Origin of the sequence: Bacillus sp. EB01 (genome assembly GCF_000613125.1) — a bacterium.
Lineage (GTDB): Bacteria > Bacillota > Bacilli > Bacillales > Cytobacillaceae > Bacillus_D.
Window position 1 is genome coordinate 3,062,945 of the sequence record NZ_HG964497.1, and the last position, 14,517, is coordinate 3,077,461.

The following is a 14,517-nucleotide window of genomic DNA, read 5'->3' on the forward strand; positions in this document are numbered from 1 at the left end:
TGATACAGGAGTAAGGGTACAAGAACTAATTGATATTAAAGTCTGTCATGTAATCTAGATTCGCCGACAGGAAAAGCCACCGGGACGGTCCCGGTGACTTTCCGAATGCGGGTGTTTGGTTAATGATTGGCATTTTCTACAATAAGGAGAATACGCCAAATCTCTATGGTTCCCCCAGTAAATAACAGAAAGACCTGTCCCAAGCAGCATGGGCAGGCCGTCCAAATAGTTAAACGTGACATTTACCGTATAACCAATATTCTTAAAAAATTCCTTTAACACTTTTTCTGCATTTTTCTCTGCAGTATCTAGTAAACCAATAGAGATGGCTTCTTTACGAATTTTATCTAGTGCCTCAGCGGCCTTCTCAAACCCCTCATCCATTTTAATATCAGTATTGATACATCCTTTTTCATTGATGGCAAGAATGATCGGTTGTCACTCAGGCGCCCATGCTTTTGTTTTTTTTAGGATAGCCTCATTATCTTAGACCAAGTGTTCCTATATTTCTGTAGGATTTCAGATCATGGCTTGTTATCTTGCCCGGGGACAGTGCGTACATCGTATTGCCGATATACAGGAGACGCTTGATTGCTGGATCATATTCTTCATAAATGGATGGTTGTCCGTTGGTGTTATGGTTGATTTTCGACTTAAGTTCAAACCCCTTATCGGGATCGATGCTGTATACATATGCCCCCTGGAACTCAAAGATTTGATCATATTCGTTTTCCTTGCTGTTTTGATAAACGGAAATCGGGAAGGCAAATACATCCTTATCTTTGTTGAATAACAGTGCTTTATGGTCATCATTCAACGGTGAATACGTCCCTCTGCCGCCGATGATTTCTGTAAATTTCTCTTTTGGATTGTGCATGTCACTGACATCGAACAGTGATATTTTGACTCCATCGGTTAAGATGCGCGGCTGTGCGCCCGCTTCTTTCTCCGCAACAATTTTTGTATCATGCCCGAATCCAATCAGATGGTTCTCATCATAAGGATGCAAGTAATTGCTAAACCCCGGAATCTTCAATTCACCCAGCACCTTTGGTTTTGCCGGATTGCTAGCTTCAATGACAAACAGAGGATCCGTTTCTTTGAAGGTGACCATGTAGATGCGATCGCCCATGAATCTCGCTGAATAAATTCGCTCTCCCCGCGCCAGCGATTCAAGCTTTCCGGTCGGTTTCAGATTTTTATCCAGTATATAGAGCGCATTGGAGGATGGCCTGCTTTCATCCCAGGCATATCCCTTTGTCGTCACGACCCGGAAATGACCATCATGCTCATCCATGGAAAACTGATTCAGCACGGTGCCCTGCACTAACGCAGACCCCTGGAAGTCCACATCCATCCCTTTAATCGAAAACTTGTGGATCGTTGTATCCGGTGCTGGCATCTCTGTCCAATTCCCGCGCGGGTGCCCAGTCCAATTCGCAATTGCGAGATAGAGGTTTTCCTTCGACATGTACATTTGCTCCCCGCTGCCCAGATAGGTGGTGACAGCGGCCTTTTTCCCTGGCTGATTGAGGTCGAACGCCGCAATCATTGTATAATTGGGCTCCTTCGATTCGGGGAAATATTTGATTTCATCATAACTGACTATTTTTTCGCCAGTATCGGATGCTGTATCCGAATACTTTGGACGGATATCGAGTGCTTCGTTTTCCCGGAGCAGCCAATACTCCGGGTGATGCATGGTGACCAGATAGACCATGCTTTCCACTTTCCGCGCTGACATATAGCCTCCCTCCAGCTCAACCTCCCGGATCATCACAGGTTTGGCTGGATTTTTCACATCATATATAACAGCCTTCGTTGACATCATCATAGGTAAAATCTTCGAATCCTTCTCCATTTGTTCATACGGTTTTGAATTATAGTGATACTGATTGCCGATGACAGCCAATTTTCCTTCGTGTAAAAAAAGCTGGTTGGGCGTAAACTCTCCGGGATAAGAAATCTTGGACAAAAGTTTCATACCATCCTCCGGCATAGCCTTAATGATTCGGATTTCATTCTCTTCTGCCTGGAAAATATGCTTCCCGTCCGTTTTGACGATGTCCGCCTCATCTACTCCCTGAACCTGATTATTTGTTTGGGAGTATTCAGCATTGGCAGCTTTATCTGCGGAGGATTTTTCCTCGCTCATGCCCGACTCACTGGTATCACTTGAAAACCAGCCGCCTGATGAAGTTCTTTCTTCTTCTTTTAATAGATTTTTATAATAACCATTCAATTTTTCCTTCGAGCCTATGACAGGAAGGTCTTCTTTTACAACAAACTTCCAGGATTTATCCCTTCCCAAGTTTCTCCCGACGGTAGATTCAAGATAATGTTTAAAATGGAGGGTGTAAAATTTTGCGTCAAGTTGATACCCTTCTTTTGGAGGGTCAATATAAACGGTTTTTTGATCATCACTAAGGGAAAGCGCAGTTTTAATTTTCTTTCCTTGATCATCCAAAACAAAGATTGAATCAGAACGAAGACTTTCTGTCGAGATTTTTTCGGTAAACTGAATATTCCACACTTTATTGGCCATAACAATGGCTTCTTCGTTCCCTTCCCAGGCATTGACCAGCTTGAACTGCGTTAAGAAGTAATAAGAAAGCCCGGCTATAAATAATAACGAAACCCCGCCTAAAATTATCCACTTTTTCATCTTTATCCCCCCTGAAAGATTAGACGGGAATACTACCGGCCATGTGTCATGATAGGAACTTCTTTTTTCAGGTTTGATAAAAAATATAAAAAGGAAGCTAGAACTATAAATTAAGAAAGAAAAGGCGATGAAGGATAGTACTGCATTTACACCGATCCCGAGCCGCCGGTAGCTGTCATACAGATCTACTCGTCAGCTATATACAAAAATAAGCTATGAGATTAAGCCTGTCCTTGGCTAATTGAAAAGCATATACTCGACATGCGCCAAAGGTGGGAATGGGGCTACATCATCCCCTACATGATTTCCGGTATCCTGAACGAACATCCCCGCGGGGTCTGAATCCATAGCCATCTTCCTAGCCGGGCAGGATACAGACGCACCTTTATACGCTCGGCATTTAGGGAAAGGATACATAGGTGAAGCCATAGGGACGTTCCCTATGGCTTTTTTATAAAAGTAGAGAAGCTGCTTCGTGTGATGGTTTTACTCTCTTCCGATGAGGATACGATTAGCAAAAGAAAAACGTATAATAAAACCTTGCTCTACCCAAGTAATGCTCGAATAGGAGCCATTCGACAAACACGGGCAGTGCCAGTCATCATACTTATTTTAGAAAAGTAGCGGGCATTACAACCCCAATGACCTCGCCACGAGCACAAAGAACATCATTTGCAAGTTTCAAACACATAAATTACGAATAAAATTGGATAGTGCCTTGCACCCAAAACAAAACCGGCCCTGGAATGTCCAGACCGGTTCTGTATATTTCAGCTTTTATTGCCCAGTAACTCCTTCAACCTTTGTCTAAGTTTCGATTCCTCACCACTGCCAGTTGTCTTCATTCTAATAATCGGTATCCCATACTTCTCCAAAATGCTGTCCTTAAGTTCATCGCGTTTTAATTGGACTGGGTTGTTCGCATGATAGGCATGCCCATCCACTTCTACCACCAGCAATGGCATTTTATCGAGCATGTTAAATATCACGAAATCAGTATGGGTCAGAATATTCATCGCATATTGGTTTTCTTCTTCATTAAGTAGAACAGTGTCTTTTATAAGCATTCGTAATGGTTGGTGAAGGACATGATCCAGAATTTGAAACTCAGGTTCCTTAAGGATTTTCTCAATAACAGCATTCATAATATTTTCTGATTTATGTGAAGAAACCACTTTGCCGCTTCTGACAACATCAAGCAACTTTTCTGAATAGCTGGTATAAAGAAAATCAAAAACTGAGTATATCTGGCTTTCTATAACTTCAAAGTTGTTATATTTAATATATCTAACCAAATCTCCAATGTTTGTCCCTTTCCAGTCCTCTGCCCCTTCAGCAGCAACGACTATTAACTGGTCCACCGCACGAGAAACAGCTACATTTATGAGATTGGAGGTATCAGCGAAATCATTTACTTTGATTTCGTTGGCTACAGTTGAAAGGATAATAACATCTCTTTCCCTACCCTGGTATTTATGCACTGTGTCTGCTTCAAGGTTTCGTTGGCCAATTGTTTGCTGAAGTGCATTTGCCTGCAGGCGGAAGGGAGTAATAATGCCCACCGAATTATTTTCTTCATCAATCTTTTGTTCAAGTAAAATCTCATTGAATATCATGTCCCGCTGTCGTTCATTCTGCCTTCCTCTTGCATGATTTCCTTTTGCTGTTTTATAAAGAACGAGCGGTTGGGGTTCCTTTTTATCTTCACTGGTCAATATAATAAGCTCATTATTATAAAATTTCTGGTTGCAGAATTCAATGATTTTTGGATGGCAACGATAGTGTTCCTTCAAGAGTGTTTTTGGAAGATCTTTGTATAAGGCAAGAATCGAAGAGAGCAGGCTATGCTCAGCGTAATTATAAGCATCTCTCAACCCTGAGTTCTTAAAGATTTTATTCGCTATTTCTTTGTCTTCCTCAGGAATGACATTTGGAAGCTGTTTCGTATCACCAACAATCACAACCTTTTTTGCACAGGATAACGCAAGGGCACCTGTAACTAAATCAACCTGGGATGCCTCATCAATTAATACATAATCGAATAAGTAATTTTTTGCTGCACAGTTCCGCAAAGAATGAGTTGTGCTCAAAACGACTGGGTATTCTCTTATAAATTCTTCAAATTCTTGTTCCTTCCATAATGCTTCGTCGGTAATTCCTTTCTGGAAGCGTTCGTGTACCTCTTGGCCAAATTTGCTTTGAATAATTTCATAGATTTCTCCGAAAAGTCCTCCATCGCTTTTTCAAAATTATACGCACTAAGCCTTCCAGACAACTCACTGACTTTAGCCTGAAGGTCACTAATTTTAACCTCATAATAAGCTTGCTGTAAAAAAGAGATAACAGAATCCGACGGATATTTGTAAAGCTTAAAATTGTATATCCTGTATGCAAACATATTGTATAGTTTTTTTCTGAACGATAGTTTTCCCTCTTTACTGGAGATCTTATATTCTAAAATTAATTTCATTATCTTATCAGCTTTAAGCCGCCTCTTCCACTTTATATCAATTGGAGTATAGTTCGACTCACTTAAATACTGCTTGAAATATTCATGTTCAGTTTGATATTGGGACAGTTCCCGCTTTATCTCTGCCTGTTCATTTTTATACTTTAACATTTCGTTAAGTTTCTTCTGTGATTCACTAAGTGCCTCCGCCGTTGATCTTAATACTGATTCTAGAGAGTTCCAAGAGGTCATATCAGGGTAATCTTTAAGTTGATTTATGAAAAAGTTCCCTCTGTTTTCCTTGTTTCCTAGATAGGCAGCTATAAAGTCAACTTCATACTTTTGCATTTTTTCAAGAACATTAGCTGTTGCAGAGTTATTATTAGACACCACCGCAACTGTTTGGCCATTCAGTACTGCATTGGCAATGATATTCAAAATTGTTTGAGTCTTCCCAGTTCCCGGTGGTCCCTCAATAACACTTACCTGCTCAGTCAGTGCCTTTTCTGCAGCAGTCTTTTGACTTAAATTAAACCCAAAAGGAAAAAAAACCTGCCTTTGCATTTTTGCCTTTTCAAATGGAGCCCCTTCCAGATAAGAGGATAAAACACTACGGGGACTTATAGCAGTTAGATTTTCAAATTGCCTGCTTAAAAAACTTTGCTCCTTTTCATCTATCACACTTACCAAGGACGCCACTCTTTTGAAATAATCGAAACAGTTAGAAACTGGGGTCCTGGTAAGGGATGTTTCTTCAATAATTAGACTCGATCGCTTGTAAACTCTTTTATAGCCGGATTTAAAAATCAATCTAACATATTCACCAAACACTATTATTTCAACAACACCCGATATGGGCCGGTTCTGTTCATACACCACATGCGTATCAGGATTTTTACGCTCAGGATTCTCCAATTTTACAACATTCAAATAGTTGTAAGAAAAGGCCCTTTGTGAATTTATAAACTTTATAACCCATATCCGATTTCCATATTTCATCCAGTCGATTTGATCAGTTTTATCCTCGCCTTTGACAAGGATAAGATATCTTTTTATATCCACACCTAAATCCACCTCAATAGTTGAACCAAACTTTTCCTTTAATTTCTATTAAATTTTACCATTATTAATGCTTTCTGTTTGGGTAATTTAGGATTTTTATTGGAGCTATACAACTGAAAGTTATTATTCATAACTTATTTCAGTTCCAGTTTAATCATCTTATTGATTTTGATAAATTACTGCTTCCCACACCACCACTGTAGTTAGAATGCAGAATAGCCATTGGAACCGTCCCGGTGTTTAAAATAATGACCTTAACCCTTGTCCCGACCATCGTTACCTCTATCGTAACCTCAGGTAAGAACTAGGTTATTTATAGTAAAATTATGGTATCTCTGATAGAATTATAAATGTCAAAGGCCAAAAGATTGAACCTTGTTCCATTAAGGAGGATGAGTATTTTGGATAGTTTTATTGAGCAGATAAAAACACTTTCAGCTAGAGCACAGAAGGTAAGGAATTCAATTGCTACTGAAGAAGCTACTAAAACATCATTAGTTATGCCATTCTTTCAAGTATTAGGATATGACATTTTTAATCCCGATGAGTTTACACCAGAGTTTGTTGCGGATGTTGGCATAAAAAAGGGAGAAAAAGTGGATTATGCCATCATGGCAGATAGTAAGCCTGTAATTTTAATTGAGGCAAAATCGGTAAGCGAGCAACTCCAAAAACATGATTCTCAGCTATTCCGGTATTTTGGCACTACTGCCGCAAAGTTTGGTATTTTGACAAACGGCTTGATCTATAGATTTTATACAGACCTTGAAGAACAAAATAAGATGGATGCTTCCCCTTTCTTCGAATTCAATCTTTTGGATATTAAAGATAGCTCATTGAGCGAGTTGGCTAAGTTCAGAAAAGATAGTTTCGACCTGGAGAGTATCTTTACAACAGCATCAGAACTCAAATACCTAAGTAAGCTAAAAGTCTTCTTAAATGAGCAAAGGGAAAACCCTTCAGAAGACTATGTACGGTTTCTTATTTCCCAGATTTATGATGGTATTAAGACTAAGAGTACTATTGAAAAATTCGAACCCTTAATTAAAAAAGGGTACAAGCAATTCATAAACGAATTGGTAAATGACAAATTAAATGCTGCATTGAAAAACACTAATAAAGAGGATGTTCCTTCTCAAGAGTTGTCCGCCGAAATAGAACCTGTTGAAACCAAAGTTGAGCCGCAAATTGTCACAACCGAGGAAGAATTAGAAAGTTATGTAACAGTGAAGTTCCTGTTAAATGAAACAGTTCCTGCAGACAGGATATCGTATAGAGACAATTTAAGTTATTTTAATATCCTGATAGACAACAACATTAGAAAATGGGTCTGCCGGTTAGGCTTTAATAACTCTAATAAATATATCCAGTTCAATGATGAAACCAGATCTTCAGAGAAACTGGAGAAAGTAGCAGACATTGCTTTTTATAAAGACAGACTTATTGAAGTTGCTAAGAAGTATGTTTGAAGACCCTAAATCAAATTCTTAATTTAAAGAAATCCTAAAGCCTCGGCAGCTTTAGGATTTTTCATGGGAACTCTTTAAACATGCACATTTTCTTTACAGAAAATTCACCAAGGTCAGTCTGCACCAATTACTTTACAAGGGTACGAGAAATCAATAAGAATCACTTCACTTCCACAAACCCCTTGGTATCCTCAGAAATGATTCCTTTCTTCATTTTAAACTTGATCGCCTCTTGAACGAACTTTTCTCCTTGCGTGCTGGTCCGGCTGTAGCCCAGTTGTTTTAACACCTCTCGAACCAAATCTGCCTTAGGGATTCGAAGAGCTGCATTCATGATTTTCACAACGCCGTTTCCGTATTCTTCTTTACTGATATCTTGCAATGCCCTTCGATCCTCAGCACATAATCTGAATTCCTGGTAGTCCTTATATTGAGTTTTGTCTTTCCATAAAAATCTACCTTTAGAATCTGTGGATTGAAAGATTTTCATCTTTGTAATGACTGCATCTATAATATTCTCGATCTTGGCACCGCTTCTTGTGAAACCCCATGCCGATGTGATTAATCTAGTCAAATGCGAGAAACTTACAGGTGCTTCAATTTCAATAATCTGTTTAATTTGTTGCTGAATAATCTTCCTTCCTTCTATTGTATAGAAAAATTCGCTCTGGAGATTAACAGGTTCCAGCATAACCGTTTTATAATAAGTTACTTTATCTTTATTGTTTTCTACAGGTATGACCAGCTGGCTTATTTTTTGTTGGAACGTTGGTTGAGTTTTAACAATGTTGTCAGTTCGTAATTCTTCTTTTCGGTTTGGGTTATTCTGAATTTCCTTTAGCTGTGCTAAAATATTATCTATTTGTTTTGGTTCGTTATGCCACCATTCAATGGACCAAACCTTAATGATTTTCCAACCTAATCTTTCTAAAATAAGATCGCTCAATTTATTCCGATCTCGTGCAGACTTGCGATTTGAGTATCGTGGACCATCGATCTGTATAGCTGCAATATACTTTTCATTTGAATTCTTATCTACTACCGCCAGATCGATTTTAAACTCACTGCTTCCAACATTCAGTTTCGTTTCATAGCCATGTATTTCCAGGGCCTTTTGAAGCTTCGGAATAATAGCTTTAGAATTGCTGCTTATTTCTGATCTCCGATTCTCCAGCAGCAGTGGTTCATTCCCTCGCTTCGCAAATTCCATAAATGCTCGTAAAGCATGAACACCTTCAGCTTTTGTTCGAGATAAGTTAATTTGATCAGGTTCCATGGAAGCAAAAATCATCATCTCTTTCTTCGCACGTGAGACAGCCACGTTCAGGCGTCGCCAGCCTCCATCCCGATTTAGCGGACCAAAATTCAATGTCATACTACCTGTCTCATCTGGTCCATAACCTACTGAGAATAAAATGGTATCACGCTCATCCCCCTGAACATTTTCAAGGTTTTTAACAAAGACAGGTTCATGCACTTCATCGGTAAAGTATTTTTCCAAACCTGTGTCTTCTTTTAACCTTTCATCAATCATGTCTTCTATCAATGTTTGTTGAGCCTGATTAAATGTTACAACACCGATGCTTTCGTGTTGTTGCTTAGGATTACTCAATCTTAAAAAGATTTCGTCAACAACTGCTTTTGCTTCAACTTGATTGTTCTTTAATTTTCCTCTGTCGTAGATACCGTTTACTTTTTGAAAAGAAACACGGGATTTAACATCATCAACTGAGGGAAAGGTAATTAGTTTATTTTCATAAAAATGATTGTTGGAAAATGAAATTAGGCTTTCGTGCTCGCTGCGATAATGCCATCTAAGATGTTTTTGTGGCAATCTAACTGATAAGCAATCATCAAGAACACTTTCCAAATCTTGAATATCAAAGTTTTCCTCTGTTTGCTGTGCACTAAAGAAACTCGCCGGCGGCAATTGTTTCGGGTCTCCTACGACGATAACATTTTTCCCCCTGGCCATCGCTCCTATAGCTTCACTTGTTGGCAATTGAGAAGCTTCATCAAATATGACAAGATCGAATTTTGGTGATGCAGGATCCAAATACTGTGCTACTGACAGCGGGCTCATCAGCATGCACGGCTTTAGTTTGGGCAATAAGTTGGGAATCCGCTCGAATAACTGCCTAATCGCAATACCTCTTCCTTTACTTTTTATTGCTTTTAAAAGTATTCCCGGTTCAGAATTTTGAATCACGTTCGAATATAAATCTGGGACTTGTTTCATGAGTTTTAAATACACTTCGAGCTTCGTCAGTTCACTGATCTCATCATCCAGGCTTTTAAATTTCTCTAGCTTGTTCTCAAACTCTGCTTTCGTAAAATGGGATAAAGTACTGCTGCTCGTAATTGCTTCATCTATTCTGATACGATAAAATCCATACAAATAAGCTGAAAGCAGTTCCATATGCTTTAGTTGTCCGCTAAGATACGGCTTCGTGACATTATCCAGCCCAAATGATTCAGCTTCGGAAATCGCTCGTGCCAGTTGGCAATTGTCTTTCAGTAGTGATAAAGTGCCGATTAGTGTCGAAGCTTTATTTTTCACAGAAGTTAGCCAGTCCGGATTGGCAGGTTCATGGAATTTATAAATAAGCAACTCATCCTGAATCCTTGTTATCCGTTCCAACAAGTCTTCATAACTTGTTTGATAATTGCTCATCATTTCCGTCATGGTTTGCGAGGTGAATGATTGTTTGTTATTCTGCAAGGCCTTAGCGGTTTCCATAAAGTAGCCTTTTGTTTCTGTAAACTCTTCAAGGTATGACCGTACTGATGTCATCCATTGTATGGCCTCTTCCATCTCAGTCCACTTACCATTGGTATCATTCCACAAATCAGGGAAATAGAGTTTCATAGTTATTTCAGAACGATTTAATTCTTCCTGATTTCTTCTTAACTCCTGGACGGAAAGAAGAATTTCTTCAAGTTCCCCGGAATTGATCTTGTTTTTTGTTTTAAGGTATTTTTTCAACTCATTTGCCACTTTGTTCTTTCCGAGGATTTTCTTTAGAAACCAGCTATTTTCTGCAAGTCTTAATTCCTGCAACAATGGTTCTGTTTCAATTTTTAAAATCGCTAAGTCGAAACGTTCTTTTATTTTTGCAGTCCCTTCATCGCGTTTTTTGCCGGTCAATATGATATTTGTTAATTGTGATGTCAGTTGTTCAAAATTGTCTTCCCCTATTAAACTAAAGTTTGCCGCAGGCTGATTTTGCAAATAAGGAATAAGATTATGGATCAGACTATACCATTTAAAAGTTTGCTTTGTATCCTGGAACCCAATTTCCAGCAACTGCTCCTCCAACTGTTTCAGCGCTGGAATAGCAGCCTCAATAGCTGATAATTCCTCTCTTAAAGTGTCTTGGAGCTGCAAGGAAAAGTTGGTCTGTTTAATACCAGCCCATGGGTTATTTGCCATATCACCACAGGTCTCCCCGACCACTGCAATACTTTCAAGAAGCTGTTTTGCTTGTTTGAAAGCTCCTTCGTCCATTTTCTTCACTTTGTCTCTGTTAAAATTTATAACACTGTTATTTAATTCCAGTCTGGTATATTCTTCGATCATTTCATAGATACTCTGGCCAACTGATGTTGGTGAATGGAGTTCTTTGACATACTTATTTAGCTCTTTTTTTAATATACTGATTTCCTCTAATTTTTCCTTCCAGTTAGTACCGAGTGTTTTATACTGGGCGTTAATGGAAGTATCCAACTGATTGAGAATGTCCTTTTTCTGTCCCTTATTTGAATAAATCTCAAGACAGAAGTTTCCTAAGCCGATATCTGATAGCCTTTTTTGCACAACACTTAATGCTGCCATTTTTTCAGCAACAAATAATACTGTTTTGCCGTTACCAAGAGCATGAGAAATCATATTTGTAATTGTTTGGGACTTTCCTGAACCCGGAGGTCCATGCAGTACGAAGCTATTATTTGTATCGGTTGCCAGAATCGCCTCTTTTTGAGTACCATCAAAACTAAGTGGAGCATAAATTGTCTCATTTTCATCGGCTTCAGCAGAAACAGGATCATGAATTGTTCCCGTGGTTTCACTTGAGTAATTGCCTTCCATGAGACTATTTACAACTTTATTTTTCTTTAATTCTTTCGTGTTGTTTACAAGGTCATTCCACATAACGAATTTCGAAAAAGAAAATAACCCGATACTGGCTGTCTCAAAAACATCCCAGTTTTTCATTTGCATAATAAGCCGCCGCATCATCGTTAATACTTTTTTTACATCGGCACCATGTTCATCTTTTGGTATTTGATAAAGCTTCGAAGCATCCACACCGAATTTCTGTTTTAAAAACTCAATTAGTGAGATGTTAATTTGAATTTCTTCATCGCGTACACGAATAAAATAACCTTTTTTCGCAGACATCCTTATCAGATCTACTGGCAACAATAAGAGAGGTGCATAACGTTCTTTTGTATACGACTTTTCTTCAAACCATTTCAAAAATCCCAGCGCTACAAAAAGTGAATTTGCACCACTTTCTTCTAATGTGTTTTTTGCTTTCCGGTAAAGTTTCACCAGTTCTCTATCGAGGTTCACATCGGACAACATTGAGCGCAAACGGTTATTTTCTATATCAGCCTGTAAGATTTTTGATTGCAATAGTTCTTTTTGCTCTCTAAAATCACGCGCCTTATTTTTCCACTCGACCGGCAGAGGATTAATGAATACTTTATTGCCCATGGCCAATATGTCTTCAGTTTTTGATAAGTCTGAGGTTATTAATGGAATCCCTTGAGTATGTAAACGATAATTCAACAGATTGTTACGCAGGCTCATATCAATAAGTTTATTTTGCCAATAGATAATCTTGCTCTCCTGATGGTTTTGCTGATTACCTTCTTCAGTCTCCGCGATGACTTCGACCCGGTCAAAAACCATTCCCGGGGTCATTTTTAACGCTTCTTCCGATTCGACTTCTACTGCGATATCTCCACTTACCTTCTTTAAGGCTATCGGCTTGATCTGGCCAATTCTGCTTCTTTGGACGTCTATAAAAAAATGAAACTGATTCAGTTTATCAACACTTGCTTCCGCCGATCTTATAGCTTCAGTAAATGTGGCCATTTTACTCGTAAGAAATGTAGATTCTACAACTACCAATTCATTAATGCCATTTGCTATGTGTTTCGTTAAAATGCTTCTATCGTCTTGAAAACTTTCAGAAGCTGTCTGCTCCTTCAACCAAAATGCAGGAAGAGCATGGCCTTTAAGAAACACAACCAGCGGAAAAATTCCTACTGCTTCTGCACATGCCGCATAAAGCAACGTTAAATCAAGGCAAGTACCTAATTTAAACTCCTTTATTAAATCAGGAAAACGAATTTTCTGGCCCTCGTCTTCAAAGCTCGCAGGTGGATTTGCATAAGCAATACCGTGTGATTGGATAGCTGAAAAAATGGCTGACAGCTGGGCAAGAACACGGTTTGGGTCACCACTTTGATAACCATCCATGGCATTTGATCCCGTGCTATTTTCCATAATTGAAGCTGCATGCCTGACAATTTCATTAATAAATGGACGATTAGGCGTTATGAAACTAGAAATAATCTCTGGGAGTACAGAAGAACCTGGCCAAGAATCATATGACATAACATCAATGGAGCATGTTTCTTTATAAAGTTCCCGTTCTTCATCTGTAATTTTAACTTGAAGAGTCCCAGCTATGCTTTCATCAAGAACACTGAGGAATTGAGAGGATAGTTGCAGGTCAGGGCGGATTTCTAAGAGTTCATCCGTTTCCAACTTTTCAATATTTAATGAATAAGGTTCGGTAAAATCCGGAATTGCATTGATTTCAATCTTTATTTTGGTTAAAGAATGGCCAGTGGTGTTTTTTATAGAAAGAAACTTTATAACGGGGACATGATTCTGTTGAAGAGCAAAACTAACTTTCTTATCATATTCATAGTGGCATTCTATAGCAGGGTTCAACAAAATTCCCTCCTTACTTTTGTCTTTTTTGATGTTATATTGCCAATAGTATAACAATTATTAGGATAAATTGGGTGAAAATGGAGAAATTATTTCACTAATGCCTATTCCCTCCCCAAGGAGATGCAGGCAATATGAAAAGCTTTCGTTCATTAGCACTTTCCACTAGTAAGCAAGTTAAAAAACTAGTGATTGCTCATTACCAAGGAAAGACGTTAATTAATGTATATCATTTTTTTCCTGCTTTATGATTTTCTCATCTATAGATTGACTATCTGGCCGATCTGATAACTTATCAAGATTAGCCCAATCAAAGCTCAATTTGTCGGGTTTGAGTTTTTTAAAAATCCTTTAGAACCATTGGGACTTTCTCTGTTGAAACACAAACTCCGAGTACCACTTATGCCAGCCGAAAAAACCACAAGATCTGTCCCCCTGGCCCACTAATCATGCCATTATAATCAATAGGTCATTGTACTGGAGGTCATGATGAAGAAGACAGTTAAGGTTGTAACAGCAATAATTGACAATGAACAAAACGAAGTTCTCTGTGCTCTGAGGTCTCCGGAGATGTCTATTCCTAATATGTGGGAGTTTCTGGGCACTAAGCAGGGAAATTGAGGAAGAGTTGCACTGTAGGAAACCTTTGGAAATACAAAATGATATTATCCATGAATACGAACCGTTCATTATAAATCTGATTGCTATTAAGTGCCGAATTATTGAGGGGATCCCAACTCCTACCGAGCACTCGAAATTAATCTGGTTAAAGCGCGAGAATCTCAATTCGCTCGTGTGGGCGACTGCGGATGTACCAGCTGTGGAAAATCTGCTCAAGGAACAGTAAAGATTTTAAATATAAAAAAGAGAAAACATTCCCCAAGCCACTTGCCGATCAAGTGAC

Annotated in this window: 6 protein-coding genes and 2 pseudogenes; 3 read left to right on the forward strand and 5 right to left on the reverse strand. The window is 38.7% G+C overall.

Annotated elements, in window-relative coordinates:
• Positions 1-54: 54 nt before the first annotated feature.
• Positions 55-384 (reverse strand): DUF4230 domain-containing protein, encoded by a 330-nt coding sequence (locus TY16_RS14010; protein WP_043932501.1) that lies wholly within the window; start codon positions 382-384, stop codon positions 55-57.
• A gap of 97 nt (positions 385-481) precedes the next feature.
• Complete coding sequence (locus TY16_RS14015; RefSeq protein ID WP_043932502.1) at positions 482-2,665, reverse strand: beta-propeller domain-containing protein; 2,184 nt, start codon at positions 2,663-2,665, stop codon at positions 482-484.
• Between the two features lie 158 nt (positions 2,666-2,823).
• Here TY16_RS14015 and TY16_RS26915 point away from each other — a divergent pair.
• A pseudogene (locus TY16_RS26915) lies at positions 2,824-2,998 on the forward strand (nucleoid-structuring protein H-NS); the annotation flags it as partial.
• Positions 2,999-3,435: 437 nt separating this feature from the next.
• Here the strand turns inward: TY16_RS26915 and TY16_RS26615 are convergent.
• Both TY16_RS26615 and TY16_RS26620 read right to left on the reverse strand, forming a co-directional pair.
• Positions 3,436-4,755, reverse strand: a complete 1,320-nt coding sequence (locus TY16_RS26615; protein WP_197028399.1) for an AAA domain-containing protein — start codon at positions 4,753-4,755, stop codon at positions 3,436-3,438.
• 17 nt (positions 4,756-4,772) lie between these two features.
• Positions 4,773-6,176, reverse strand: coding sequence for an AAA domain-containing protein (locus tag TY16_RS26620; protein ID WP_197028400.1), 1,404 nt, complete (start codon positions 6,174-6,176; stop codon positions 4,773-4,775).
• Positions 6,177-6,526: 350 nt separating this feature from the next.
• Between TY16_RS26620 and TY16_RS14025 the strand changes: the two genes are divergently transcribed.
• Positions 6,527-7,645, forward strand: coding sequence for a type I restriction endonuclease (locus TY16_RS14025; RefSeq protein WP_231505619.1), 1,119 nt, complete (start codon positions 6,527-6,529; stop codon positions 7,643-7,645).
• 160 nt (positions 7,646-7,805) lie between these two features.
• Here the strand turns inward: TY16_RS14025 and TY16_RS14030 are convergent, their stop codons facing one another.
• A complete protein-coding gene (locus TY16_RS14030) occupies positions 7,806-13,613 on the reverse strand; it encodes a DUF3320 domain-containing protein (RefSeq protein ID WP_043932504.1) in 5,808 nt (1,935 codons plus the stop codon).
• A gap of 489 nt (positions 13,614-14,102) precedes the next feature.
• Here TY16_RS14030 and TY16_RS14035 point away from each other — a divergent pair.
• Positions 14,103-14,460, forward strand: a pseudogene (locus tag TY16_RS14035) (8-oxo-dGTP diphosphatase MutT).
• The last annotated feature ends 57 nt before the right edge of the window (positions 14,461-14,517 follow it).

What these genes read in the sequence shown, in the direction of transcription:
- TY16_RS14010 (WP_043932501.1), bottom strand. Translation starts at nt 384, where the DNA reads ATGGATGAGGGGTTTGAGAAGGCCGCTGAGGCACTAGATAAAATTCGT.
- TY16_RS14015 (WP_043932502.1), bottom strand. Translation starts at nt 2,665, where the DNA reads ATGAAAAAGTGGATAATTTTAGGCGGGGTTTCGTTATTATTTATAGCC.
- TY16_RS14025 (WP_231505619.1), top strand. Translation starts at nt 6,527, where the DNA reads ATGTCAAAGGCCAAAAGATTGAACCTTGTTCCATTAAGGAGGATGAGT.